Origin of the sequence: Nocardia pseudobrasiliensis NBRC 108224, assembly GCF_001613105.1 — a bacterium.
GTDB lineage: Bacteria > Actinomycetota > Actinomycetes > Mycobacteriales > Mycobacteriaceae > Nocardia > Nocardia pseudobrasiliensis.
In genome coordinates this window covers 541887-566942 of record NZ_BDBS01000002.1, presented here as the reverse complement: position 1 = coordinate 566942, position 25056 = coordinate 541887, and the positions used below count along the sequence as shown (strand labels likewise).

Sequence of the window (25056 nt, the reverse complement as noted above, 5' to 3'; positions counted from 1 at the left end):
TCAGTGGATTCCTTCGGCGAGCGGCCCGAGCGCCAGTGCGGGCAGGAAGGTCAGTGCGACCAGAACCAGCGTCACGCCCGCGACCAGACCGACGAATTGCGGTCGATGCGTCGGCAGGGTGCCGATGGACTGCGGCGTATGACCTTGCTGCGCCAGCGAACCGGCCAGTGCCAGAACGAAGATGATGGGAATGAACCGGCCGAGCACCATGGCCAGGCCGAGCGCGGTATTCCACCACACGGTGTTGCCGCTCAGACCGGCGAAGGCCGAACCGTTGTTGTTGGCCGCGGAGGTGAACGCGTAGAGCACCTCGGTCAGCCCGTGCGGGCCGGAGTTGGCCATCGCGGCGCGCTCCCCGGGCAGAGCCATGGCGACAGCGGTGCCGACCAGCACGATCAGCGGGCTCACAAGGAAATAGGAAGCGGCGAGCTTGATTTCGCGCGGGGTGATCTTCTTGCCCAGGTATTCGGGAGTGCGGCCGACCATCAGACCGGCGATGAATACCGTGATCACGGCCAGGATCAGCATGCCGTACAGACCCGAGCCGGTGCCGCCGGGCGCGACCTCACCCAGCTGCATATTGAACAGCGGCCACAGCCCGCCGAGGCTGGTGTAGGAGTCGTGCGCTGAGTCCACCGCGCCGGTCGAGGTCAATGTCGTCGCTGTGGCGAACGTCGCGGAGTTCGAGACACCGAAACGAGTTTCGACACCTTCCATCGCCGCACCGACCGCACTCGGCACGGTGCCGTGGTGACGCAGTTGGAAGAAGTTGGTCAGCACCAGGCTCAACAGCGCCAACGACGCCATCACCGAGACGATCGCGAAACCCTGCTTGGTGCTGCCGACCATACGGCCGAAGGTGCGCGGCAGCGAGAAGCTGATCACCAGCAGCAGAAAGATTTCCACCCAGTTCGTCCAGGTCGTGGGGTTCTCGAAGGGATGCGAGGAGTTCACGTTGAAGAAGCCGCCGCCGTTGGTGCCCAGCTCCTTGATGACCTCCTGGCTGGCCACCGGCCCGCCCGGCAGGGTCTGCGAGCCGGTGTTGCCGACCGTCTGCGCGACCTGGTCGTAGACATGGAAGTTCTGGATCACGCCACCCGCGACCAGCACGATCGCGAAGACGAACGCGATCGGCAACAGGATTCGGACGGTTCCCCTCACCAGATCCACCCAGAAGTTGCCGAGATCGGCGGTGTGGTTGCGGGCGAAGCCGCGCACCAGCGCGATCGCCACGGCCATACCCACCGCCGCCGATACGAAGTTCTGCACGGCCAGCCCGCACATCTGCACGACATGGCCGAGGGTGGACTCACCGGCGTAGTTCTGCCAGTTGGTATTGGTGACGAAGCTGATCGCGGTGTTCCACGCCAGATCGGGCTTCATCTCGGTGCCCGGATCGGTCAGATGGAACGGCAGCCTGCCCTGGACCAATTGCAGGAAGAAGAGGAACAGCACGCTGATCGCCGAGAAGGCCAGCACGCTGCGGGCATAGACGCCCCAGCTCTGTTCCACCCCCGGCTGCACCCCGATGGCACGGTAGAGCACGCGCTCGGCGCGCGAATGCTTCGTGCCGGAGTACACCCGATACATGTAGTCGCCGAGCGGAATGTGCACGACGGCAAGCGCGATGACCAGGGCCGCCGCGAAGGCGATCCCTGCCGTGGTCGTGTTCAACTACTAGAACCTTTCCGGGTACAGCAGTGCGGCCACCAGATAGACGGCGACCGCGACGGCCAGCACGAGACCGATGATGTTCGCCGTCACAGCCGCTCCAACCCCCGTTGGATCAGGCCGAACACAGCGAAGATCGCCACGGTCAGCAGTGTGAACACCACGACAGACATGGGTGGAAAACCTCTCTTCGATTACGACGCACCCTGATGCGCCGCAGTGAGTACAGCGTCAAAATTTGTCGAAAAGAGTGCCGTTAACGCCTTCTTATCGTCTCCCGGGCCCGCATTGACGGCCCACTTACGGGTGTTCCCAGTGTGTCGTCTCCAGGACGTCAAGGTACGCGCGAATCGCGTCAAGAAAGCGTCAACGATGCCGAGCGGCAGCTTTCCCGCCGGGCACAGTGTGTTGTTCGGTCGCGGCATCCGGGTGACCGGCAATCGATGTCGGAGGGAGAAGAAGTGCCGGACTTCGCGGTCACGCTGAGTGTGATACTCGGCTTCCTGGCCTGCGCGCTGATCCTGCGTGTGCTCGCCAACGCGGGCAACCCGACCGAGGTGCGCGTGCCGCGGGACTCACGACCGTCCGCACGCGCGATGATGGACGAGTGAAACGCGGCCAATTACGCATCTACCTCGGCGCGGCCCCGGGTGTGGGCAAAACCTTCGCGATGCTCTCCGAGGCCCATCGGCGGCTCGAACGCAGCCGCGATGTGGTGGCCGCGGTGGTGGAGACGCACGGTCGGAAGAAGACCGCGGAACTGCTCGAGGGTATCGAGCGAATTCCGCAGAAGTCGATGACCTATCGCGGCGCGGCCATGCTCGAGCTCGATGTCGAGGCGGTCCTGCGACGCAAACCCGCCGTCGTACTGATCGATGAACTCGCGCATACCAATGTCCCCGGCTCCAAACACGAGAAGCGCTGGCAGGATGTGCACGAAATCCTCGACGCCGGAATAGATGTCATCTCCACGGTGAATGTGCAGCATCTGGAGAGCCTCAACGACGTCGTCGAGCAGATCACCGGCGTGGCGCAGCGGGAAACGGTGCCGGACTGGGTGGTTCGCGGGGCGGATCAGGTGGAACTCGTCGACATCACGCCGGAGGCGTTGCGGCGCAGGATGTCCCACGGCAACGTCTACGCCGCCGAAAAGGTGGACGCGGCGCTGCGCAATTACTTCCGGCCCGGAAACCTCACGGCGCTGCGGGAATTGGCGCTGTTGTGGTTGGCCGATCAGGTCGACTCGGCGCTGGCGAAATATCGCGCCGATCACAAGATCACCGATATGTGGGAGGCGCGCGAGCGCGTCGTGGTGGCGGTGACCGGCGGGCCGGAATCGGAGACGATCGTGCGCCGCGCCAGCCGCATCGCCACCAAATCCAGCGCCGATCTGATCGTGGTGCATGTGGTGCGCGGCGACGGTCTGGTCGGCGTCTCGCCGCAGCGGCTGACCCGGCTGCGCGATCTGGCCAACAGTCTCGGCGCGAGTCTGCACACCGTCACCGGGGAGGATGTGCCCAGCGCACTGCTGGATTTCGCCCGGCAGGTAAATGCGACCCAGCTGGTGCTCGGCACATCCCGGCGCTCGCGCTGGGCGCGCATTCTCGATGAGGGCATCGGATCGACGGTGGTGCAGATGTCGGGAAAGATCGATGTGCACATGGTCACCCACGAGGAGGCCAAGCGCGGATTCCGCTGGTCGTCACTGAGCCCGAGGGAACGCCGGATCTCGTCGTGGCTGCCCGGCATACTCGTGCCGTCGTTCATCACCGCTATCTGCTATTTCTGGCTGGACAACCATCTCGACCTGGACGGCGAGAGCGCGCTGTATTTCATCGGCGTGATCGCGGTATCGCTGCTCGGCGGCGTCGCGCCCGCCGCGCTGTCGGCGATTCTCGGCGGGGTCCTGCTGAATTGGTTCTTCGTCGCCCCGCGGCACAGCCTGACCATCGCCGAGCTGAACAATTTTCTGACCATCGTGGTGATGGCCATGGTCGCGGTCGCGGTCGCCGCGCTGGTCGACATCTCGGCCAAGCGCGCCCGCGAGGCGCGGCAGGCCTCGCGCCAGGCCGAACTGCTGACCGTTTTCGCGGGCGCGGTTCTACACGGCGCGGATCTGCACGATCTGCTCGAACGCGCCCGCGAGACCTACGGTCAGCGGGCCGCCAGCTTCGTCACCGCCGACGAGGTGCTGGCCTGTGTGGGCGAGGAACCGGCACGCCGCGTCGCCGATGCCGATACCGCCGTCGAGGCCGGTGACGACGAGCACTGGTTACTGCTCAACGGCCGCTCGCTCACCCCGGCCGATCGCCTGGTCCTCGGCGCGGTCGCCAACCAGGCGGCGGGTCTGGTGCGACAGCGGCAGCTGGCCGACGAGGCGCAGGCCGCGGCCGGAGTGCTCGAAACCGACCGGCTGCGCCGCGCCCTGCTGTCGGCGGTCAGCCACGATCTGCGCACGCCGCTGGCCGGGGCCAAGGCCGCGGTGTCGAGCCTGCGCAGCGACGATGTCGAGTTCTCCCCCGAGGACACCGCCGAATTGCTGGAGACCATCGAGGAATCCGTCGATCAGCTCACCGGCCTGGTCGGCAATCTGCTCGACTCCTCGCGCCTGGCAGTCGGCGTGGTGAAACCGCAACTGAAGCGGGTGTATCTGGAAGAGGTGGTCAATCGCGCGGTCGTCGGTGTCACCATGGGCACGCGCGGGCTGCGTCGCGCCGCGGTCGATCGGGTCAAGGTCGAGGTGGACAGCATCGCCGTGCGCGCCGACAGCGGCCTGCTCGAGCGGGTGCTGGCCAACCTCATCGATAACGCCCTGCGCTACTCCCCCGGCGACACGCCGATTCGGGTGACCGCCGAACGCACCCGTGACCGCGTGTCGATTACCGTCGTCGATTACGGTCCCGGCGTGCCCACCGGCCTGGAAGACCAGCTGTTCGAGCCGTTCCAGCGCCTCGGCGACCGGGACAACTCCACCGGCGTGGGGTTGGGACTGTCGGTGGTGCGGGGCTTCGTCGAGGCCATGGGCGGCACGGTCCACGCCGAGCCGACGCCCGGCGGGGGGCTGACGATGGTGATAGATCTGCCGGCCGATCAACAGGAACAGGAGAACGGGTGACGACACCGGCGATAGGACCTCGCGAACGCGACCAGGCCCAGGCCGCGTCGACGAGGGTGCTCGTGGTCGACGACGAGCCGCAGATCCTGCGGGCGCTGCGCATCAATCTGTCGGTGCGGGGGTACGAGGTCATCACCGCCTCCACCGGCGCCGCGGCCCTGCGCGCCGCAGCGGAGAAGCATCCGGATGTGGTGGTGCTCGATCTCGGCCTGCCCGATATGGACGGGATCGATGTGCTGGCCGGATTGCGCGGTTGGAGTCAGGCGCCGGTGATCGTGCTGTCGGCGCGCACCGATTCCGGTGACAAGGTGGAGGCCCTCGACGCGGGCGCCGACGACTATGTGACCAAGCCGTTCGGCATGGACGAGTTGCTGGCTCGGCTGCGCGCGGCCGTACGCCGCTCGGCCACGGTCGGCGACAGCGCCGATCCGGTCGTCGAAACCTCCTCGTTCACCGTCGATCTCGCGGCCAAGAAGGTCACCAAACACGGCCAGGACATCCATCTGACGCCCACCGAATGGGGCGTGCTGGAGATGCTGGTGCGCAATCAGGGCAAGCTGGTGGGGCGGCGGGAACTGCTGCGCGAGGTGTGGGGTCCGTCGTATGCGACCGAAACCCATTATCTGCGTGTCTATCTCGCCCAGTTGCGCCGCAAGCTCGAGGACGATCCCTCACATCCGAAGCATCTGCTCACCGAGGCCGGGATGGGGTATCGCTTCCAGTCGTGACCCTCAGCGCGTCACATGGATCGGCAGCGTTTTCAGGCCGTTGACGAGGTTGGAGCGGATCCGCCGCGCGGATCCGGCCGATTCGACGACGGTGAAGGCGCGCAGCAGTTCCTCGAAGAACACCCGGCCCTCCAATCGGGCCAGATGCACACCGAGACAGAAGTGGTGCGCGGTGCCGAAGGACAGGTGCGGGTTGGGATTTCGGTGGATGTCGAAGCGCTGCGGATCGGTGAAGACGGACTCGTCACGGTTGGCGGAGGTGTACCACATGGCGACCTTGTCGCCCACTCGAATCGGTACGCCGCCCAGTTCGGTATCGATGGTCGCGGTGCGGCGGAAGTAGTGCAGCGGATTGGCGTAGCGCAGAATCTCTTCCACCGCACCGGGAATCAGGCTCGGATCGGCGCGGAGCTCGCGGAGTTGATCGGGGTGATCCAGTAGCAGGCGCAGGCCCGAGGACAGCATGGTTTTGGTGGTGTCGTTGCCCGCGGTCACCAGTTGGGTGAAGAAGCCGCCGAATTCCAGCTCCGACATGGGTTTTCCGCCGAAGCTGCCGGACAGGACGAGACTCGTCAGGTCATCGCGCGGGTGCGAGTCGGCGCGGCGACTCCTCGCGAACTCGATCGCATAACCGGCCATGGCACTGAGCTCGGCCGCCGGATCCAGGTCGCCGACCAGCTCGGGATCCTGTGAGCTCGTGGACTGTTCGGCCCAACGACGAATCAGCGGCCAATCCGCCTCCGGGATCCCGAACAGCCCGCCGACCACCTGACTGGGCAGCACACCCGCCACCTCGTGCACGAATTCGACCGTGCCGTCCACCTCGTCCAGCAGCCGCCGAGTCAACTCGCGCACCCGCTCCTCGAGGCGGCCGATCACGCGGGTGGTGAAATGTCCGGCCAGCGGCTTGCGGTAGACGGTGTGCCGGGGCGGATCCATCATCAGCAACATGCTGCGGCTGCGCTCGAGGCGCTTCGGGGGCGGATTCTCCAGCAGAACGCCCGCGCGCTCGGCGGAGAACAAGCGCGGATTGCGGGCGACGTGGACGAGTTCACGATGGGTGAGCACGGCCCAGTAACCGGGTTCGCCGGGCATGTCCTGCCAGTGCACCGGTCCGGCTCGGCGCAGATCGGCGAATATCTCGTGGATCGGCCCGTCGACGTACAGGTCTGGGTCGTAGATATCGACGGTCACGGATCAGCTATACGTCATCACCGCGTCCTTGTGGCGGGAATGCCCCGGAGACCGGGAAAGGGACGGCTGCGCACCGGTCCTGAGCCAATGGCAGGATCGGGGTATGGCTGAACAGACCGCTGCATCCACTTCGTCGCCGACCACGCTGTGGGTCGAGCGCACCGGCGCCCGGCGCTATACCGGGCGCAGTTCGCGCGGCGCGGAGGTGCTGGTCGGTTCCGAAGGCATCGAGGGCGTGTTCACTCCCGGTGAGCTGCTCAAGATCGCGCTGGCGGCCTGTACCGGCATGAGCACCGACTTTCCGCTGTCGAATCGGCTCGGCGACAGCTACGACGTGACGATCCGGGTGTCGGGTGCGGCCGATCGCGAGAACGAGGTCTACCCGCAGCTCGACGAGGTGGTCGAACTCGATCTGAGCGAACTCGACGAGGCCGGGCGCGAGCGGTTGCTGGTGACCGTGCAGCGGGCCGTCGACAAGGTGTGCACGGTGGGCCGCACGCTGCAGACCGGAACCAAGGTGACGCTGTCGTTCCAGATCGACGCGTGATGGCCGATCCGATTCGGTTGAGCGCATGGGTGCACGGGCTCGTGCAGGGCGTCGGCTTCCGCTGGTGGACCCGCTCGCGCGCGCTCGAGCAGGGTCTGGTGGGATACGCCCGCAACACCAGCGACGGCCGCGTGCACGTCATCGCCGAGGGCCCGCGCGCGCGATGCGAGCGGCTGCTCGAACTGTTGCGGTCCGGCAACACGCCTGGCCGAGTGGATCTCGTTGTGGAAGACTGGGGCGCCGCACAAGGCGGTTTCACCGGCTTCGAGGAACGGTAGCGGCGGGGAACAGGGAGTCGATCGTTGGCAACTGACAATTCCGGCAACCGGCCCGACAACCCCGATTCGAGCGGCCCACCACAGCCCCCCGAATCCGCCTCGGCAACAACGCCGTCGGCCGCCCACCCGGAACCCACCGCCCCCCTGCCGGGCATGCCGAACCTGTTCCCGGGCCAGGACCCGACCGTGCACGGGGCGAGTGAGCACCCCGGCGAATCCGCGGGCACACGGCCGGGCGGCGAATTCGCGGGCGGACAACCCGGCAGCGAACCCTCGGGCGGACAATCGGACAGCGAGTCTTCGCGCGCACGCCCCGGCGGCAAATTCGCGGGCGGACAGCCAGACAGCGGAACCTCAGGCGCACAGCCCGGTAGCGAATTCGCGGGCGGACAACCTGTAGGCGAGCATCCCGGCGGCGAGCACGGTCCCGAGGAGCCGCCGCGGCGGATGCGCGGGAGTATGCAGCGTCAGGAGGCGGGGGTCACGCAGCCGCGGCCGCCGACGCTGGCGGAATCACGGGCGCGCGACAAGGCTCGGAAGCGCGCCGAAGAGGCGCAGCGGGCCGCCGAGGCGGCGCTCGAGGAGAAGCGTAAGCGGCGCAACAAGATGCTCATCGGGGGTGCGGCGGTGGTCGGCGTGGCCGCGCTGGTGGGTGCGGGTTACCTTGCCTACCAGGCGATCACGGCACCGGACGAGGTGACGGCTTCCTGTATCACCGACGACAACGGCAATCAGACGGTCGTCCCGGATCAGGACTGCGAGGTGGCGCAGGCCGCCTACACCTCGAGCCCCGGCTATTACGGCGGCGGCCCGCACATCCCGGGCATCTTCATCTACAACGGTCACCAGTACCGCTACTACTACGGCGGCAATCAGACGGTCGGCCGCCCGCCCACCGGCGGCAGCACGATCGCGCCCAGCCACGCCACCACGACCACCAAGAGCGGCACGGTCGTACGCGGCGGCCTGGGCAGCAAGAGCGGATCGAGCTCGGGCGGTTCGAGCTCCAAGAGCGGAGGTTCCTAGTGCGACGGGTACGCAGTCAGCCCCGAGCGAGCTGGCGGCGGATCATTGCCGATCAGGGGCTGGTGTACGGCTCCCCGGGCGTTGATCAGAACGGCCAACCGCGCCCGTACTGGGACGAATCGGTGCACTACGAATTCGATCTCGACGAGATCCTCGGTCTGGAGGCCCAGGTCGAGGTGCTGCATTCGATGTGCCTGCAGGCGTGCGAGCAGATCGTGCTCACCGAGCGGTTCGCCGAATTCGGCCTGCCGGAATGGAGTTGGGGCCCGATCAAGGAATCCTGGCAGCGCTCGGATCCCTATATCTATGGCCGCTTCGATATGCGCTACGACGGCCGCGGCCCGGCGAAACTGCTGGAATACAACGCCGACACTCCGACCTCCCTGCTGGAGGCCGCGATCGTGCAGTGGCACTGGCTGACCGACAAATACCCCGGCGACGACCAGTGGAATTCGCTGCACGAGAAGCTCGTCGAACGCTGGACCGAACTGCGCGAGAATCACCTGCCCACGGCCGAACTGCACTTCACATGGTCCTCGGCCGATTCCAGCGGTGAGGACAATGTCACCACCGCCTATATGCAGGAGACCGCCGCCGAGGCCGGATTCGACACCATCGCGCTGCCCATCGAGGAAATCGGCTGGGACACCGAACTGGACCGATTCGTGGATCTGGCCAACGCGCCGATCCAGTCGATCTTCAAGCTGTATCCGTGGGAGTGGGTCCTCGACGACGATTTCGGCAAGCGCGTGGTCGATTCGATTCCCAAGCACACCTGGATCGAACCGCTGTGGAAGACCATGCTGTCGAACAAGGCGCTGCTGGCGGTGCTGTGGGAGATGTATCCGGGCCATCCGAATCTGCTGCCCGCCTACATCGATGATCCGCACGAGCTCACCGAATACATCCGCAAGCCCAAACTCGGGCGCGAGGGCGCGAATATGACGATCGTGGGCACGGGCATGGAAACCGCGACCGGCGGCGTCTACGGCGACGAGGGCTTCGTCTATCAGATGTTCGATCCGCTGCCCGATTTCGACGGTATGCGGCCGGTGGTCGGCGCCTGGATCGTCGGCGATACCGCCGCCGGAATGGGCATCCGCGAAACGCCGGGACTTATCACCGACGACAGTTCGACCTTCGTCCCGCATCGCATTCCGACCAAGTAGCATCCACGCAACCCGACACCATCCACCACGGAGGATCCCACCTTGGCTACCACCACCCTCGCGCTCGAATCGGGGTACTGGAGCACGATCGGCCACGGCGTCGGAGCGATCCTCCTGTACGCCGTCGTCGGTCTGCTGCTCATGCTCGTCGGCTTCTGGGCCATCGACATCACCACACCCGGGCCGCTGCGCAAGATGGTCTGTGACGGCAATCCGAACGCGGTCGTGGTCGCCGCGGCGGGCATGGTCAGCATGGCGCTGATCGTGGTGCTGGCGATCTACGCCTCGGCGGGCAAACTGTCCGAGGGTCTGATCGCGACGGCCGTCTACGGGCTGGTAGGCATTGTGGCCCAGGTGATTTCGGTGCGCGTGCTGGAGAAGGCGGTCGGGCTCGACATCGGCGGGCTGCTGAAGTCTCCGACCTATGCGGTGCAGTCGCTGCTGGTCGCCTCCGCGCATCTGGGCATCGGCCTGGTGGTAGCCTTCGCGATCCTCTAGGACGCGGTCCAGGCCAGCAGCTCGTCCAGTGACCAGGCGTTGATCACCCGGTCGGCCTCGACGCCGTTGGCCATCGCGCGCTCGCAGCCGTACCACTGCCAATCCAATTGGCCCGGGGCGTGCGCGTCGGTATCGATCGAGAAATAGCAATCCATCTCGAGAGCCAGCTTCATCAAGCGCGACGGCGGATCTCGGCGCTCGGGGCGGCTGTTGATCTCGACGGCGGTACCGTAGGTGCGACACGCCTCGAAGACGACCTCGGCATCGAATTGCGATTCCGGGCGGGTGCCGCGACCGCCGGTCACCAATCGGCCCGTGCAGTGGCCCAGGACGTCGACATTCGGATCGGCCACCGCGGCCACCATGCGCTTGGTCATGGTCGCGCTGTCGTCGCGCAGACGCGAATGTACGCTGGCCACAACGATATCCAGCCGCGCCAGCAGTTCGGCCTGCTGGTCGAGGCGGCCGTCGTCGAGGATGTCGACCTCGATTCCGGTGAGGATGCGAAACGGCGCCAGCTCCTCGTTCAGCTCGGCCACCACATCCAGCTGGCGGCGCAGCCGGTCGGCCGACAATCCGTTGGCGATGGTCAGGCGCGGCGAATGATCGGTCAGCGCGCAGTATTCGTGGCCGAGGGCCATGGCGGTGCGCATCATCTCCTCGATGGGGCTGCCGCCGTCGGACCAGTCGGAATGGGTGTGCAGATCACCGCGCAGCCGCCTGCGCAGCCCGCCCGCATCCGGCGCGATCGCCTTTGCGGCCGTGCGCATTTCGGTGAGCCGGTCGGGGGTCATTCCCGCGGCGGCCTGCGCGATGACCGCCGAGGTCTTGGGGCCGATGCCCGGCAGATCCTGCCAGTTCCCCGCCCTGCGGTATCGATCGAAATCGACCTCCGACAGGGCGGCCACCGTATCGGCCGCCCGCCGGTAGGCCTTGACCCGATGCGTCTCGGCCCGGGAGCGCTCCATCCAGAAGGCGATCTCCCGCAGGGCCTGCACCGAAAGGTCTTGGGACACTATCGAATCCGTGAGTACTTCACGAAGGCGACTCCGTCCTCGAAGATGCGGCTGGTCGATACCCGGAACCGCGTCGGCTCCGGCAGATGTGCGCCGGGGCCGAACAGCGCACGGCCCCTGCCCAATACGATCGGGTAGAGCTTCAGGAAGATCTGATCGATCTCCGGCAGCAACACCTGCGCGAGTTCACCGCCGCCGCACAGCCAGATGCCGAGGCCCTTCTCCCGCTTGAGTTCTCGCACCCGCGCGAGCGGATCGTCGGAGATCAGTTCGACATCCGGATCCGGGCTCTCGGGCAGCGTCGTGGACGCCACGAACTGGCGCAGGTGCGCGTACGGACTCGAGGTGCCCGTCCGCACGCCGAAATCGTGCGTCTTGCGACCCATCAGCACCGTATCGAAGGTGCTGCCCGCCTTGTCCACGCCCAGCGACTCACGCACCTTCGTCGGCAATGTCTCCGGATATTGCGCGGTGATCGCCGGACCGTGATCACCCCCGACCGGGAAGAAGTCGACCGAACCGTCCTCGCTGGCGATGAAGCCATCGATGGTCGATGCGACGTAGTAGGTCAGCTTGCGCATCCGTCCTCCGTTTCACGGGCCGTACTCGAACAGGTCCGTAATGAAAACGGTAGCGCTTCGGTCGGGTCAGCCGCGCGGCTTCGTCTGGCAGCGAGGGCAGGAGAACGACGAACGATTCATGAACTTTTCGCGCCGGATGGGCGCACCGCAGCGTCGGCACGGCTCGTCCTCGCGGCCGTAGGCGGCCAGGGAGCGTTCGAAGTAGCCGGACTGGCCGTTCACATTGACATACAGCGCGTCGAAGGATGTGCCACCGGCCAACAGCGCCTCGCCCATCACCGTCTGCACATCGGTGAGCAGTCCGCGCAGCGCGGGCCTGGTGAGTTTGGCGGCGATGCGCTCGCCGTGGAGCCCGGCCCGCCACAGCGCCTCGTCGGCGTAGATATTGCCGATGCCCGAGACCACGGTCTGATCGAGCAGGACGCGCTTGATCTCGGATTGTTTGGCCCGCATCTTGGTGACCACGGCCTCGGGATCGAAGCGCGGATCGATCGGATCGCGGCCGATATGGGCGACCGATTCCGGGACCAGGGTGCCGTCGACCTCGACGATGTCGTTGAGCGCCCAGCCGCCGAAGGTGCGCTGATCGACGAAGCGCATCTGAGCGCCGTTACCGAGCGTGGCGACGATATGCGCGTGCTTCTCGAGCGGTGCGTCGGCGGGCTGGACGAGCATCTGCCCGCTCATCCCCAGATGCACCACGAGCGCGGTGTCCGGATCGTCGAAGGTGAGCCACAGGAATTTGCCGCGACGCTGGGCCGATTCGACCCGCAGACCAGCCAGGCGTGCCGCGAGATCGTCCCCACCCATGAGGTGTCGGCGGACCGACCGGGGATGTTTGACCGTGACGACTTCGATCCTGTGCCCGACAACGTGCTCGGCCAGCCCGCGACGCACAACCTCGACTTCGGGCAATTCAGGCATCGAAACTCCTCGAAACCGCGCACCAATTCACAAAACGAACGATTACCACTCACCGGACCACAGCGGAGGGAGCCCGACGATCGACCGTTCGCGGCCGTCCCGTCGTTCAGCGCTCGAAGCGCATGCGCGAAACGCGAGTCTCGAGCGCTGAACGACGGGACTCAGGGCCGCGAACACGCCGCGGCGAAGCGAAGGCAATCAAACACGGCGATCAAACACTGTTCAGCGCTTGCCAGGCCGCGCCCGCGGCCTTCTGCTCGGCTTCCTTCTTGGAGCGGCCGATGCCCTTTCCGTAGGCCTGACCACCGATCACCGCCGTAGCGGTGAATTCCTTGTCGTGGTCGGGTCCGGTGGAGGTGATCTCGTAGCTGGGCACGCCGATGCCGCGCTCGGCGGTCAGCTCCTGCAGGCTGGTCTTCCAATCCAGCCCGGCGCCCATGCGCGGACCGCGTTCGAGCAGATCCGCGAACAGTCGCAGCACCACCTGGCGCGCGACATCGATGCCGTGCTGCAGATGCACCGCGCCGAGCAGCGATTCCATGCCATCGGCGAGAATGCTCGGCTTGTCGCGGCCGCCGGTCAGCTCCTCGCCCTTGCCCAACAGCAGGTGGCGACCCAGACCACCCTCACCGAGGCCACGGGCGACCTCGGCCAGGGCGTGCATGTTCACCACGCTGGCGCGCAACTTGGCAAGCTCGCCCTCGGACTTGGCCGGATGCTCGAGATACAGCCGTTCGGTGATACTCAGACCGAGCACCGAGTCGCCCAGGAATTCCAGGCGCTCGTTGGTCGGCAGACCGCCGTTCTCGTAGGCATAGGACCGGTGGGTGAGCGCGAGCCGGAGCAGATCCGGACGCACATCGACGCCGAGTGCCTCGAGCAGTGAGGTGTGGTCAGCGGCGTCGCCGACGGCTGGGGCGTCCGCTGAGTCCTTGCTGGCGGTCACGATCGGCTACCGGATCGCGCGATCAGATCGCGGAGGTGACCTGGCGGCCCTTGTAGGTGCCGCAGTTCGGGCAGGCGATATGCGGCAGGGTCTTCTGGCCGCAGGCCCGGTTCGGGCAGGTGATCAGGGTCGGCGCGGTGGCCTTCCACTGGCTGCGCCGGGCGTGGGTGTTGGCACGGGACATCCGGCGCTTCGGAACTGCCACGACTAACTCTCCTCTGTCGTCGAACTTGCCGAGCCGTTGCGGCTCGCAAGAGAACTGTCTACGTCTGATTCTGCTGCGGTGTCGGCTGCGAAATTCGCAAGCCCCGCCCAGCGAGGGTCCAGTATCTCATGCTTGTGATCAGAACCCGCAATCGCCATCCGCACACCGCATTCCGGGCACAGTCCCGCGCAGTCCGGTTCACACAGCGGCTGCAGCGGTAACTCCAGCCCGACCGCGTCGATGATCACCGATTCCAGATCGATCATGTCGTCGACCAGGCGGTGGATCTCGTCTTCCTCGGTGGTCTGCTCGGTAGCCGAGTCCGGATAGGCGAACAGCTCGGTGAGCTGCAGCTCGATCTCCTCGGAGAACGGCTCGAGACACCGCGAGCACTCCCCCTCGAGCGGCCCGACGACCGTACCGGTCACCAGCACACCCTCGGAAACGGCCTGCAACGTCAGATCCATTTCGAGCTCGGCCCCCGCCGGAATCCCGACCAGATCGAGCCCGATCTTCCCCGGCGCATTCATCGTGCGACGCAACTCACGCATCGACCCAGGAGCCCGACCGAGATTACGCGTATCCACCACAAATCCCCCGTCCGTCTTCTGACGACGACGAGGATCGGAACCGGATTGGGCGGGCATCACGAACTCACTCGGGTTTGGGATTGGATGGGCAACCACTCCAGGTTACGCGAACCCCACCACCAATCCCAAAACGAGACCCCTCGCTGCGCTCGGGGAATAGAGAGGGCGCCGCCCGGAAACCAGAGAGGGTGCCGCCACTCACCTTTCCCCGAGCGGAGCGAGGGGTCAGCGGCGGAATTCGGAGGCGTAGTCCGGGACGCCGAGGCCGCTGCGCAGTTGTTGGCGGCCGCGGCCGACTGTGCGCAGGGTGTTGTGGAGGGTCTCCTCGAAGTCGGCGAGTTTGGCGTCGACGTACTTGTCGCAGTCTTCGCGGAGGCGGTCGGATTCGGCGTGGGCGCCGTCGATCAGGCGGGCCGATTCGGCGTGGGCGGCGCGGACTACCTCGGTTTGGGCGACCAGGCGGTCCTGTTCGGCTTGACCCTCGGCGACCGAGCGGTCGTAGGAGGCCTGGCCCGCGGCGATCATGCGGTCGGATTCGGTGCGGGCCCGGCCGGTGACGGCCTCGTATTCGGCCTTGCCGTCGGCGATCACGCGATCGGCCTCGGCCTGGGCCGTGCTGACCAGATGGTCGGCGTGTGCGCGAGCCTCGGCGACCATGCGGTCGGCGTGGGCCTTGGCGTCGGCCAGGATGCGGTCGGCCTCCTCGCGAGCGCCGGTGACGGTCAGATGGGCCTGCTCGTTCGCGCCCGCGATCGTGCTCTCCGCGCTCATCCGCGCGTCGTTGACGATCTTGTCGCGGTGATCGAGCACATCCTGGGCATCGTCGAGCTCACCCGGGATGGCCTCGCGGACGTCGTCGAGCAGTTCGAGGGCATCGCCGCGCGGGATTATGCAGTTGCGGGTGGGCGGGATGCCCCGCGCCTCTTCCACGATCGCGACCAGCTCGTCGAGTGCTTCGAATACGCGATACATCTGACCCCACTCTCCTGCCGAACTCTCTCTCGGCCCAGTGTGCCTCCCGTCACGATCATCCGCCCAGTTCACTGTCGGTGTGTCGCCAGGTGTTTCCAACGCCACACCAATCAAGTGGAGGGAATCTCTCCACTTGGTGTTATCTTCTTACCGAGCGGTAGATCAGTCGGTATCCGGAATCCGGATCCGGCAAGGGTTGGATCGGAACGACAATGGCTGTCCTATATCCGGTACCGCCGGGCATGTGGGTAACCCCGCAATCCGGCTCGGTTATTTCCGCGCACCCCGACATGGCCGGCGAGCGCGCGGCGGCATCGCGCACCTTCGCCCGAGTGGGCGCGTTCCTGCGCGGCGACCACTGGCTCCCGCAGCTCATTCGTTTCGCCCTGGTCGGCGGTCTGAGCAATGTGGGCTATTTCCTGCTGTTCCTGGCCTGCTACGGCGGCGGCCCGCAACTGGCCAATCTCACCGGCTCGATCGTGAGCACGGCCCTGGCCAACGAACTGCATCGCCGACTGACCTTCCACGCCTCCGACCGCGTCAACTGGCTCACCGCCCAACTCGAGGGCGGCGGCCTCGCCCTGGCCGGACTCGCCATCACCTCCGCGGGCCTGGCCGTCCTCGATATCGCGGCCCCAGGCATGGGCGATATCAGCGAGGCGATCGCGGTCATCGCCATCACGGCGGCCGTCGGCGCGCTGCGCTTCATCTCTCTGCGGCTCTGGGTCTTCTGACCACCAACGCTCGCACTGTTTCTTGCCCTTCGCACCATTTCCAGCCGCCTACAGGCGGTGCGAAGGGCGACAAACGGTGCGAATGAGAGCTGGTCAGGTGAGCAAGGAACCGGATCGGTATACCCCGCGTCATATTCGAGCAAACGTGTTCTGCGGGTATTCGATTCGGAGGTGTTGCTGTGAACGATTGCCAGGGATGTCGCGTCGCGTGGCGGCGGGCAATGCGCGTATCCACCACGCGGATACGTCCTGTTGCCGCCCGGGGCGAAACCTGCGGGGCGCTGCCGGCGCGGCGATACAGGCGGTCCCGTCCCAATCCTGAGGCGCAATGAGCAGCGGACAACCGCGCGTTCCGAGCAGCCCGCCCCGTCCGACTCCGGGCGCTGTCTCCGGCACCGCGGTCTACCGGCGCAATGAAGTATTGCGGTGTGGATTGAGCGACAACGAGATCCGTCGCAACCATCGACACCGCCAGTGGCGACGCCTCCGCCGAGGCACCTACGTCGACAGGACACTTGACCTCGATGTCCTCCAACAGCATCGACTGCTCATCGACGCGGTCCTGCCCGGCATGGCCGAACAAACCGTCCTCAGCCACCAGTCCGCAGCGGCGATTTACGGCTGCCCCCTGTGGCAGACGCCACTGAACCGTGTCCATGTGACCCGCAACCGGCGTCACGGTGGGCGAATCAAATCGGATGTGCAGATGCACTGCGCACCGGTGAACGAGGTGTCGGTTGTAGCCGGCTATCGGCTCACAACTCCGGCCCGCACGGTCGTCGATCTGGCCCGCACGCTGCCCTTGGAGTCGGCGGTGATCGTCGGCGACGCGCTGGTGAGCATGTTCGGCATCGGGCCGGACGAGCTCGCGATCGAATTGGAGCGAGCCAAGTTTCGGCACGGCATCGCGCACGCCAAACGGGTGATCGCCCGACTCGACGGGCGCAGCGAAAGCGTCGGTGAGTCCCGCAGTCGCCTGATGCTCGAACGGCTCGGCCTACCCTGCCCGATGTCACAGGGCAACGTTTTCGAGCCCACGGGCATCCTCGTCGGACGAGTGGACTTCTACTACGAAAAACCCGGTGTCCTCTGCGAATTCGACGGCCGGGTGAAATACGGCCGGCTACTACCTCCGGGCCGAAGTCCGGCCGACGCGGTGTACCGAGAAAAGCTGCGAGAGGATGCCCTGCGCTCCTTGGGCTTCCAAGTGGTCCGCTGGACGTGGGAAGACCTCTCCGGAAACCAAGTAGCCCCCCGCCTCACCACCGCGATAAACCGCGGAACCCTCACCACCCCCACCGGCCACATAACCCCCGCACCCCCAAAACCAGCCCGTCCCCTCAAAACCCACCCGATCTAGCCTGCTCCGCACCCTTTCTCGCACTTCGCACCGCTTGCGGGCGACTGGAAGCGGTGCGAAGGATCGGAAAGGGTGCGAACCGTGGGAGAGCGCTCAGCCGCGCCGTTCGGCCAGACGCTCGAGTAGGCGCTTGTGCACCTCGGCGGGCAGCATGTCGGTGACATCGCCGCCGAAGGTCGCGACCTCCTTGACCAGCGAGCTGGACAGGAAGCTGTAGGCCGGATTGGTGACCAGGAAGTAGGTGTCCACGCCGGAGAGCTTCTTGTTCATCTGCGCCATCTGCAGCTCGTAGCCGAAGTCGGTGGCATCGCGCAGACCTTTGACGATCGCCGTGATGCCCTGCTCCCGAGCGAAATCCACCGTCAGGCCGTACCAGGACTCGACACGCACATTGGGCAGATCGGCGGTGGCCGAGCGCAACATCTCGATGCGCTCCTCGACGGTGAACATGCCCTGCTTGTTCTTGTTGACGTTCACGGTCACCACGAGCTCGTCGAACTGCGCGGCGGCCCGCCTGATCACATCGAGATGCCCGTTGGTCACCGGATCGAAGGATCCGGGGCACAGTGCTCCAGCCATACCGGAACGCTAGCAGGGCGCTCTCAGGGGATGTACTCGGCCAGGTCGAGCCGCGTTTCGCCGTAGACGCGGGCCTTCAGCGGCGAGAAGTCCGCGGGCCAAGGCGTTTCCGGCGAACGCGACGAGCGTTCGACGACCACCAGGGCATCGGGATGCAACCAGCCGTTGCCCGCCAGCGCCGCCAGATCGGCCGCCACGTCATCGGTCTCCAGGACGTAGGGCGGATCGGAGAACACCAGATCGTAGGGAGCGGCCGGGGCGAGGGCCAGCACCGAGGCGACCGCGGCCTGCCGCAATTCGGCCCCGGGCAGACCGAGGTCGGCGATATTGCCGCGCACGACCCCGGCCGCCTTGCGATCGGATTCGATCAGCAGGGCGTGGGACGCGCCGCGCGACAACGCCTCCAGACCCAGCGCGCCGGATCCGGCGTACAGGTCCAGCACCCGCACGCCGTCGAAATCCAGTCGCGCCGCCAGCAGATTGAACAGCGCCTCGCGCACCCGATCCGAGGTCGGCCGCGTCCCGGCGGGCGGCACCCGAAGCCGCCGCCCGCCGGCCGTTCCGGCCACGATGCGGGTCATTCGGCCGCGGTCTCGTTCGGTCGCACGTCCACCAGCAGATCGCCGCCCTCGACCTGTTGCACTTTGGCGATGGTGATGCGCTGGACGATGCCCGCGCGCGGCGCGGTGATGGCGGCCTCCATCTTCATGGCCTCGATCGTGCCGACGGTGTCACCGGCGGCGATGGTGTCGCCTTCGGAGACCACCAGCGTGACCACACCCGCGAACGGCGCGGCGATATGACCCGGATTGCTCCGATCGGCCTTCTCCGCGGCCGGGATCTCGCTGGCGATCGAGCGATCACGCACCAGCACCGGACGCAGCTGACCGTTGAGAATGCACATCACCGTGCGCATTCCGCGCTCGTCGGGTTCGGAGATGGCCTCCAGGCCGATGAGCAGCGTGACGCCCTTCTCCAACTGCACCCGATGTTCCTCGCCGTGGCGCAGACCGTAGAAGAACTGGTTGGCCGACAGCCCCGAGGTGTCACCGTATTTCTCACGGTGAGCGAGGAATTCGGTGGTCGGGGCGGGGAACAGCAAGCGGTTCAACGTCTCTCGCCGCTGTTCGGAGGTCCCGTTCAACGCCGCCTCGTCCGCGGGCGACAGCGGCGTCTCCGGCTTGGCGGGACCGCGTCCGGCCAGCGCGCGGCTGCGGAACGGCTCCGGCCAGCCGCCCGCGGGCGTGCCCAATTCCCCACGCAGGAAACCGATCACCGAATCCGGGATGTCGAAGCGCCCCGGATCGTCGGCGAAATCCGCGACGTCCACACCGGAACCCACCAGTGACAGCGCCAGATCGCCGACCACCTTCGACGACGGAGTCACCTTCACCAGTCGGCCCAGCAACCGGTCGGCCGCGGCGTATTTCGCCTCGACCTCCTCGAACCGGTCGCCGAGCCCGAGCGCGATGGCCTGCTGGCGCAGATTCGACAGCTGACCGCCGGGGATCTCGTGGTGATACACCCGCCCGGTCGGCCCCGGCAGGCCGGATTCGAAGGGCGCGTAGCCCTTTCGCAGCGCCTCCCAGTAGGGCTCGAGGTCGCAGACGTTCTGCAGATTCAGTCCGGTGTCGTATTGCGAATTCGCCGCCGCCGCAACAATCGCCGACAGCGCGGGCTGACTCGTGGTGCCCGCCATGGGCGCCGAGGCGCCGTCGACCGCGGTGGCTCCGGCCTGCCAGGCGGCCAGATAGGTGGCCAGCTGGCCGCCCGGGGTGTCGTGGGTGTGCACATGCACGGGCAGATCGAAGTTGCTGCGCAGCGCCGAGACCAGCGTATGCGCCGCGGGGGCGCGCAGCAGGCCGGCCATATCCTTGATGCCGATGACGTGCGCACCGGCCTCCACGATCTGCTCGGCCAGCTTGAGGTAGTAGTCGAGGGTGTAGAGATCCTCGTCCGGATTCGACAGATCGCCGGTGTAGCTCAGCGCGACTTCCGCTACGGCCGTGCCGGTTTCGCGGACCGCGTCGATGGCCGGGCGCATCTGGTCGACATTGTTGAGCGCGTCGAAGATGCGGAAGATATCGATTCCGGTCGTGGTGGCCTCGGAAACGAATGCGCGCGTGACCTTTTCCGGATACGGCGTGTAGCCCACGGTATTGCGACCGCGCAGCAGCATCTGCAGACAGATATTGGGCACCGCCTCGCGCAGCGCCGCGAGCCGCTCCCACGGATCCTCGTACAGGAACCGCAGCGCCACATCGTAGGTCGCGCCGCCCCAGCACTCGATCGACAACAGCTCCGGGGTCATTCGGGCGACGTGCCCGGCCACCTGCAGCAGGCTGTTGGTCCGCACGCGCGTGGCCAGCAGCGACTGATGTGCGTCGCGGAAGGTGGTGTCGGTGACGCCGACCCCCTTCTGATCGCGCAGCGCCCGGGCGAATCCGTCGGGTCCGAGCTCGAGCAGTCGCTGGCGCGAACCATCGGGCGGCGCGACGCTCAAATCGATCGCGGGCAGTTTGTCCTGCGGATACACCGTGGTCGGCCGCTCACCGTGTGGCTTGTTGACCGTGACATCGGCCAGATAGCGCAGGATCCTGGTGCCGCGGTCGGCCGAGCCGCGCTGAGTCAGCAGATGCGGGCGCTCGTCGATGAACGAGGTCGTCACCCGGCCCGCGCGGAAGTCCGGATCGTCCAGAACCGCCTGCAGGAAAGGGATATTCGTGGCCACGCCGCGAATCCGGAACTCCGCCACCGCGCGTCGCGCCCGGGTGACGGCCTGTTCGAAGGTGCGGCCGCGACACGTCAGCTTGACCAGCATGGAATCGAAGTACGCGGCCACCTCGGCGCCGAGATTCGCGCCGCCGTCCAGACGGATGCCGCCGCCGCCCGGACTACGGTAGGCGGTGATGCGGCCGGTATCGGGTCGGAAGCCGTTGGCCGGATCCTCGGTGGTGATCCGGCACTGCAGCGCCGCACCGCGAATGGCCACCGAATCCTGGCTCAGGCCGAGGTCTTCGAGGGTCTCCCCCGTCGCGATGCGCAGCTGCGAGGCCACCAGGTCGACATCGGTGATCTCCTCGGTCACCGTGTGCTCCACCTGGATTCGCGGATTCATCTCGATGAAGACGTGCTTGCCGCGCTCGTCGAGCAGGAATTCGACGGTTCCCGCACAGCTGTAACCGATCTCGCGGGCGAAGGCCACCGCGTCGTTGCAAATGCGCTCGCGCAGTGCGGGATCCAGATTCGGCGCGGGCGCGAGTTCGATCACCTTCTGATGCCGCCGCTGCAGCGAACAGTCGCGCTCGAACAGATGCATCACATTGCCGTGCTGATCGGCGAGGATCTGCACCTCGATGTGGCGGGGATTGACCACGGCCTGCTCGAGGAACACGGTCGCATCGCCGAAGGCCGATTCGGCCTCGCGCATGGCCGCCTCGATCGAATCGCGCAACTGCGCGGGTTCGGCCACGCGGCGCATACCGCGCCCGCCGCCACCAGCGACGGCCTTGACGAAGACCGGGAATTCCATCGACTCCGAGGCGGCGACCAATTCGTCCACATCGGCCGACGGCGCGCTGGAATTCAGTACCGGCAGGCCGGCGGCCTTGGCCGCGGCGATGGCCCGTGCCTTGTTGCCTGTGAGCTCGAGCACATCCGACGACGGCCCGATGAAGGTGATGCCCTCGCGCGCGCACGCGGCGGCCAGATCCGGATTCTCCGACAGGAAGCCGTAACCCGGGTAGACGGCGTCCGCGCCCGCGGTCTTGGCGGCCTTGATGATCTCCTCGACCGACAGATACGCCCGCACCGGATGGCCCGGCGCACCGATCTGGTACGACTCGTCGGCCTTCAGACGGTGCACCGAATTGCGGTCCTCGTAGGGAAACACCGCGACCGTTCCGATGCCGAGTTCATAGGCGGCGCGGAAGGCCCGGATGGCGATTTCACCGCGGTTGGCGACCAGCACTTTGGAGAACATTGGCCTAACGTACCTGCCCGATGAGCGGCACCGAAGCCGTGATCCGGCTTCGCAACCATCCTCACAAACCATGCCCCTCGGTCTGCGAAGTTGTGTTGGTACGACCGTAATCTTCGACGACCTCACCTGCGCCTCGACCGAGTTCGGAATAACCCTGTTGCCACCGTCGCTTATGCTCATGCGTGCAGCTGGTTCGCTGCGCCGACGAGTTGGAGCCCCGAGCGTCGGCGATGCGGCGTCGAGTCGGTCCCCGGACCGATGAGAGGGAACCCGGTGAGATTCCGGGACTGTCCCGCAGCGGTATGCAGGAACGAAAGCCGTCATCGGCACTGGGGTAACCCCTGGGAAGCGACGGCCGGTAGGAACCCCGGCGAAAAGCACGCCGGGACCATGTGAGCATGGACGACCCACTCCGGGACCACGTGAGCATGGGCGGCCTGCGAGTCCGAAGACCTGCCAGCTGTGCCGGATACGCCGTATCCGGCGGCCACCGCCTCGTGGATCGGGCGGACGGACACCAGTGCCAGTACCGAGATGATCGGTACGGCAAAGCTTTTGGGGCTCCGTTCGCTTGTGGCGGTGACCCGTGGCTTCCAGCACTGGAGAAATACCGTGACTGTCACATCAGCAACCCCATTCACCGCAACCGTTCTCGGCGTTCCGCGTATCGGGCCGCGGCGCGAACTCAAACGCGCGATCGAGAGCTACTGGGCCGGACGCATCGACGCCGCCGAACTGCACAGCGTCGCCAAATCCCTGCGCACCGACCAGCTGACCGCCCTGCCGGCGGCGGGCCTGGACTCGGTGCCGGTCGGCACCTTCTCCTACTACGACCAGGTGCTCGACACCGCGGTCCTGTTCGGCGCGCTGCCGCCGCGGGTCGCCGGAATCGAGGATCCGCTGGATCGATACTTCGCCGCCGCGCGCGGCGCCGATTCGATCGAACCGCTCGAGATGACCAAGTGGTTCGATACCAACTACCACTACCTCGTTCCGGAGATCGGGCCCGAGACCAGCTTCGCGCTGGATCCGGAGAAGCCGCTCGCGGAACTGCGCGAGGCGCTGGCGCTGGATGTCCCGGCGCGCCCGGTCGTGGTCGGCCCCTTGACCTTCCTCAAGCTGGCCAAGGGCATCGACGGCGTCGATCCGCTGAGCAAACTCGATCAGCTCGTCCCGCTCTATCAGGAACTGTTGCGGCAGTTGGCCGCCGCGGGCGCCGAGTGGGTGCAGCTGGACGAGCCGGTGCTGGTCACCGATCTGAGCGATGACGAGATCGCCCTGGTTCGCGACACCTACGCCACCCTGGCGCGGACGCCGGAGCGGCCCGCGTTGCTGGTGGCGACCTACTTCGGCCGTCCGGGCGCCGCGCTGGCGGCGCTCGCCTCGACCGAAATCGAAGCCGTCGCAATCGATTTCACCCGCGGCGCCACCGTCGAGGATGTCGCGGCCGTGCCCGCGCTGGCGAACAAGCTGATCGTCGCGGGCGTGGTGAACGGCCGCAATGTGTGGCGCACCGATCTCGACGACGCCCTGGCCACGCTGGGTACGCTGCTGGGCAGCACCGGCAAGCTCGCGGTGTCGACGTCGAGTTCGCTACTGCACGTGCCGTATTCGCTCGACGCCGAATCCGATCTCGATGCGGCGCTGCGCTCGTGGCTGGCCTTCGGCGAGGAGAAGGTCACCGAGGTGCGCGTCCTGGCGACCGCGCTGCGCGACGGCACCGAGGCCGTGGCCGACGAATTGTCCACCGCCCGTGCGGCTCTGGCGACCCGACGCGAGGACGCCCGGCTGCACAACGAGACCGTGCGCTCGCGGCTCGCCTCCCTCGGCGCCGACGCCGATCGGCGCGCACCGGCCGAGGAGCGCCGCAAGGTGCAGCGCGAGCGCCTGGACCTGCCGCCGCTGCCGACCACCACGATCGGCTCGTACCCGCAGACCTCGGCGATCCGTAAGGCGCGAGCCGCCTTGCGCGCCAACGAGATCGACACCGCCGAGTACGAGCGGCGCATGCGCGCCGAGATCGACGATGTCATCGCGCTCCAGGAGCGCCTCGGTCTGGACGTGCTGGTGCACGGCGAGCCCGAGCGCAACGACATGGTGCAGTACTTCGCCGAACAGCTCGACGGCTTCGCCGCCACGCACAACGGCTGGGTGCAGTCCTACGGCACCCGCTGCGTACGCCCGCCGATCCTGTTCGGTGACGTGGTGCGCCAGGCGCCGATGACGGTGGAGTGGATCTCCTACGCGCAGTCCAGAACCGATAAGCCGGTCAAGGGCATGCTGACCGGTCCGGTCACCATTCTCGCGTGGTCGTTCGTCCGCGACGATCAGCCGCTGGCCGATTCGGCCCGCCAGGTCGCGCTGGCGATCCGCGACGAGACGGTCGATCTGCAGGGCGCGGGCATCCGCGTCATCCAGGTCGACGAGCCCGCCCTGCGCGAATTGCTCCCGCTGCGCGAGGCGGCCAAGCCCGACTACCTCGACTGGTCGGTCCGCGCCTTCCGCCTGGCCACCAGCGGCGTATCGGACGCCACCCAGATCCACACCCACCTGTGCTACTCGGAATTCGGCGAAGTCATCGGCGCCATCGCCGCCCTCGACGCCGACGTCACCTCCATCGAAGCCGCCCGCTCCCGCATGGAGGTCCTCGACGACCTGAACGCCGCCGGTTTCCACCTCGGCGTAGGCCCGGGCGTCTACGACATCCACTCCCCCCGGGTCCCGTCGGTCCAGGAAATCACCGCCTCCCTACAGGCGGCCCTGAAAGCCGTTCCGGCAGACCGCCTCTGGGTCAACCCGGACTGCGGCCTGAAGACCCGCGGCCCGATCGAGGTCGAAGCAGCCCTGCGCAACATGGTCGAGGCCGCGCACGCGGTGCGCTGAATCGGCTTGTGCCGTAATCCGGCCCGGCGCCCTGGCGGCGCCGGGCCGGAGTCATCAG

24 protein-coding genes and 1 riboswitch are annotated in these 25056 nt (G+C 66.8%); of the genes, 11 read left to right on the top strand and 13 right to left on the bottom strand.

Annotation, left to right across the window (positions count from 1 at the left end):
* Entirely contained in the window at positions 1–1674 is a 1674-nt protein-coding gene (gene kdpA, locus NP4_RS04015; RefSeq protein WP_067991801.1) for a potassium-transporting ATPase subunit KdpA, read from the bottom strand.
* Between the two features lie 3 nt (positions 1675–1677).
* Positions 1678–1764 carry a K(+)-transporting ATPase subunit F gene (gene kdpF, locus NP4_RS42365; RefSeq protein ID WP_114755462.1) on the bottom strand — a complete coding sequence of 29 codons (87 nt, stop codon included), beginning with the start codon at positions 1762–1764 and terminating at the stop codon, positions 1678–1680.
* Between the two features lie 368 nt (positions 1765–2132).
* Between kdpF and NP4_RS40615 the strand changes: the two genes are divergently transcribed.
* From NP4_RS40615 to NP4_RS04000, 3 genes are read left to right on the top strand one after another with little or no spacing between them, the layout of a single operon-like run.
* The gene (locus NP4_RS40615) at positions 2133–2282 is read left to right on the top strand and encodes a hypothetical protein (protein WP_156524878.1); all 150 of its coding nucleotides are present in this window, start codon (positions 2133–2135) and stop codon (positions 2280–2282) included.
* Positions 2279–4786 (top strand): ATP-binding protein, encoded by a 2508-nt coding sequence (locus NP4_RS04005; protein WP_067991795.1) that lies wholly within the window; start codon positions 2279–2281, stop codon positions 4784–4786. Before NP4_RS40615 ends, NP4_RS04005 begins: the two co-directional genes overlap by 4 nt.
* Positions 4783–5514, top strand: coding sequence for a response regulator (locus NP4_RS04000; protein ID WP_281277636.1), 732 nt, complete (start codon positions 4783–4785; stop codon positions 5512–5514). Before NP4_RS04005 ends, NP4_RS04000 begins: the two co-directional genes overlap by 4 nt.
* A 3-nt stretch (positions 5515–5517) precedes the next feature.
* On the opposite strand, the gene NP4_RS03995 is transcribed toward NP4_RS04000, so the two are convergent.
* A complete protein-coding gene (locus tag NP4_RS03995) occupies positions 5518–6708 on the bottom strand; it encodes a cytochrome P450 (RefSeq protein WP_067991793.1) in 1191 nt (396 codons plus the stop codon).
* 103 nt (positions 6709–6811) lie between these two features.
* Here NP4_RS03995 and NP4_RS03990 point away from each other — a divergent pair, with 103 nt between their 5' ends.
* From NP4_RS03990 to NP4_RS03970, 5 genes are read left to right on the top strand one after another with little or no spacing between them, the layout of a single operon-like run.
* Complete coding sequence (locus tag NP4_RS03990) at positions 6812–7255, top strand: OsmC family protein (RefSeq protein ID WP_067991790.1); 444 nt, start codon at positions 6812–6814, stop codon at positions 7253–7255.
* On the top strand, positions 7255–7533 hold the full coding sequence (locus NP4_RS03985) for an acylphosphatase (protein ID WP_062511677.1): 279 nt from the start codon (positions 7255–7257) through the stop codon (positions 7531–7533). The genes NP4_RS03990 and NP4_RS03985 overlap by 1 nt, the downstream gene beginning before the upstream one ends.
* A 24-nt stretch (positions 7534–7557) precedes the next feature.
* The gene (locus NP4_RS42360; RefSeq protein WP_245996976.1) at positions 7558–8559 is read left to right on the top strand and encodes a hypothetical protein; all 1002 of its coding nucleotides are present in this window, start codon (positions 7558–7560) and stop codon (positions 8557–8559) included.
* Complete coding sequence (locus NP4_RS03975) at positions 8559–9728, top strand: glutathionylspermidine synthase family protein (protein WP_067991787.1); 1170 nt, start codon at positions 8559–8561, stop codon at positions 9726–9728. The genes NP4_RS42360 and NP4_RS03975 overlap by 1 nt, the downstream gene beginning before the upstream one ends.
* A 42-nt stretch (positions 9729–9770) precedes the next feature.
* Complete coding sequence (locus NP4_RS03970; RefSeq protein ID WP_067991785.1) at positions 9771–10226, top strand: DUF350 domain-containing protein; 456 nt, start codon at positions 9771–9773, stop codon at positions 10224–10226.
* On the opposite strand, the gene NP4_RS03965 is transcribed toward NP4_RS03970, so the two are convergent.
* From NP4_RS03965 to NP4_RS03935, 7 genes are all read right to left on the bottom strand, one after another.
* Positions 10223–11242 carry a PHP domain-containing protein gene (locus tag NP4_RS03965; protein ID WP_373863801.1) on the bottom strand — a complete coding sequence of 340 codons (1020 nt, stop codon included), beginning with the start codon at positions 11240–11242 and terminating at the stop codon, positions 10223–10225. The genes NP4_RS03970 and NP4_RS03965 overlap by 4 nt on opposite strands.
* Entirely contained in the window at positions 11242–11823 is a 582-nt protein-coding gene (locus tag NP4_RS03960) for a dihydrofolate reductase family protein (protein WP_067991783.1), read from the bottom strand. Before NP4_RS03960 ends, NP4_RS03965 begins: the two co-directional genes overlap by 1 nt.
* Before the next feature lie 66 nt (positions 11824–11889).
* Entirely contained in the window at positions 11890–12747 is an 858-nt protein-coding gene (mutM, locus tag NP4_RS03955; RefSeq protein WP_067991780.1) for a bifunctional DNA-formamidopyrimidine glycosylase/DNA-(apurinic or apyrimidinic site) lyase, read from the bottom strand.
* A 211-nt stretch (positions 12748–12958) separates the two neighbouring features.
* Positions 12959–13693 carry a ribonuclease III gene (rnc, locus tag NP4_RS03950; RefSeq protein WP_067991778.1) on the bottom strand — a complete coding sequence of 245 codons (735 nt, stop codon included), beginning with the start codon at positions 13691–13693 and terminating at the stop codon, positions 12959–12961.
* 22 nt (positions 13694–13715) lie between these two features.
* Complete coding sequence (gene rpmF / locus NP4_RS03945; RefSeq protein ID WP_062511683.1) at positions 13716–13898, bottom strand: 50S ribosomal protein L32; 183 nt, start codon at positions 13896–13898, stop codon at positions 13716–13718.
* A gap of 2 nt (positions 13899–13900) precedes the next feature.
* Positions 13901–14545, bottom strand: a complete 645-nt coding sequence (locus tag NP4_RS03940) for a YceD family protein (protein ID WP_174556091.1) — start codon at positions 14543–14545, stop codon at positions 13901–13903.
* A gap of 168 nt (positions 14546–14713) precedes the next feature.
* Positions 14714–15460 (bottom strand): DivIVA domain-containing protein, encoded by a 747-nt coding sequence (locus tag NP4_RS03935; RefSeq protein WP_067991772.1) that lies wholly within the window; start codon positions 15458–15460, stop codon positions 14714–14716.
* 212 nt (positions 15461–15672) lie between these two features.
* On the opposite strand from NP4_RS03935, the gene NP4_RS03930 reads away from it, so the two are divergent.
* Together NP4_RS03930 and NP4_RS03925 are read left to right on the top strand one after the other, a co-directional pair.
* Positions 15673–16194: a GtrA family protein gene (locus tag NP4_RS03930; RefSeq protein ID WP_373863800.1), complete on the top strand. Its 522-nt coding sequence runs from the start codon at positions 15673–15675 to the stop codon at positions 16192–16194.
* A gap of 328 nt (positions 16195–16522) precedes the next feature.
* Positions 16523–17554, top strand: coding sequence for a hypothetical protein (locus NP4_RS03925; protein ID WP_174556090.1), 1032 nt, complete (start codon positions 16523–16525; stop codon positions 17552–17554).
* A gap of 93 nt (positions 17555–17647) precedes the next feature.
* Here the strand turns inward: NP4_RS03925 and coaD are convergent, their stop codons facing one another.
* From coaD to NP4_RS03910, 3 genes are read right to left on the bottom strand one after another with little or no spacing between them, the layout of a single operon-like run.
* Entirely contained in the window at positions 17648–18133 is a 486-nt protein-coding gene (gene coaD, locus NP4_RS03920) for a pantetheine-phosphate adenylyltransferase (protein WP_062511687.1), read from the bottom strand.
* 23 nt (positions 18134–18156) lie between these two features.
* Positions 18157–18714, bottom strand: coding sequence for a 16S rRNA (guanine(966)-N(2))-methyltransferase RsmD (gene rsmD / locus NP4_RS03915; RefSeq protein WP_067991765.1), 558 nt, complete (start codon positions 18712–18714; stop codon positions 18157–18159).
* A complete protein-coding gene (locus NP4_RS03910) occupies positions 18711–22115 on the bottom strand; it encodes a pyruvate carboxylase (RefSeq protein ID WP_067991762.1) in 3405 nt (1134 codons plus the stop codon). The genes rsmD and NP4_RS03910 overlap by 4 nt, the downstream gene beginning before the upstream one ends.
* Before the next feature lie 223 nt (positions 22116–22338).
* A riboswitch (cobalamin riboswitch) is annotated at positions 22339–22590 on the top strand.
* A gap of 137 nt (positions 22591–22727) precedes the next feature.
* Between NP4_RS03910 and metE the strand changes: the two genes are divergently transcribed.
* The gene (gene metE / locus NP4_RS03905; protein WP_067992123.1) at positions 22728–24998 is read left to right on the top strand and encodes a 5-methyltetrahydropteroyltriglutamate--homocysteine S-methyltransferase; all 2271 of its coding nucleotides are present in this window, start codon (positions 22728–22730) and stop codon (positions 24996–24998) included.
* Positions 24999–25056 lie beyond the last annotated feature (58 nt).

Coding starts and splice junctions, on each gene's coding strand:
- NP4_RS03990 (WP_067991790.1), top strand. CDS start 6,812: ATGGCTGAACAGACCGCTGCATCCACTTCGTCGCCGACCACGCTGTGG.
- NP4_RS03985 (WP_062511677.1), top strand. CDS start 7,255: ATGGCCGATCCGATTCGGTTGAGCGCATGGGTGCACGGGCTCGTGCAG.
- NP4_RS03960 (WP_067991783.1), bottom strand. CDS start 11,823: ATGCGCAAGCTGACCTACTACGTCGCATCGACCATCGATGGCTTCATC.
- mutM (WP_067991780.1), bottom strand. CDS start 12,747: ATGCCTGAATTGCCCGAAGTCGAGGTTGTGCGTCGCGGGCTGGCCGAG.
- NP4_RS03940 (WP_174556091.1), bottom strand. CDS start 14,545: ATGCCCGCCCAATCCGGTTCCGATCCTCGTCGTCGTCAGAAGACGGAC.
- NP4_RS03935 (WP_067991772.1), bottom strand. CDS start 15,460: ATGTATCGCGTATTCGAAGCACTCGACGAGCTGGTCGCGATCGTGGAA.
- NP4_RS03930 (WP_373863800.1), top strand. CDS start 15,673: ATGGCTGTCCTATATCCGGTACCGCCGGGCATGTGGGTAACCCCGCAA.
- NP4_RS03925 (WP_174556090.1), top strand. CDS start 16,523: ATGAGCAGCGGACAACCGCGCGTTCCGAGCAGCCCGCCCCGTCCGACT.
- coaD (WP_062511687.1), bottom strand. CDS start 18,133: ATGGCTGGAGCACTGTGCCCCGGATCCTTCGATCCGGTGACCAACGGG.
- rsmD (WP_067991765.1), bottom strand. CDS start 18,714: ATGACCCGCATCGTGGCCGGAACGGCCGGCGGGCGGCGGCTTCGGGTG.
- NP4_RS03910 (WP_067991762.1), bottom strand. CDS start 22,115: ATGTTCTCCAAAGTGCTGGTCGCCAACCGCGGTGAAATCGCCATCCGG.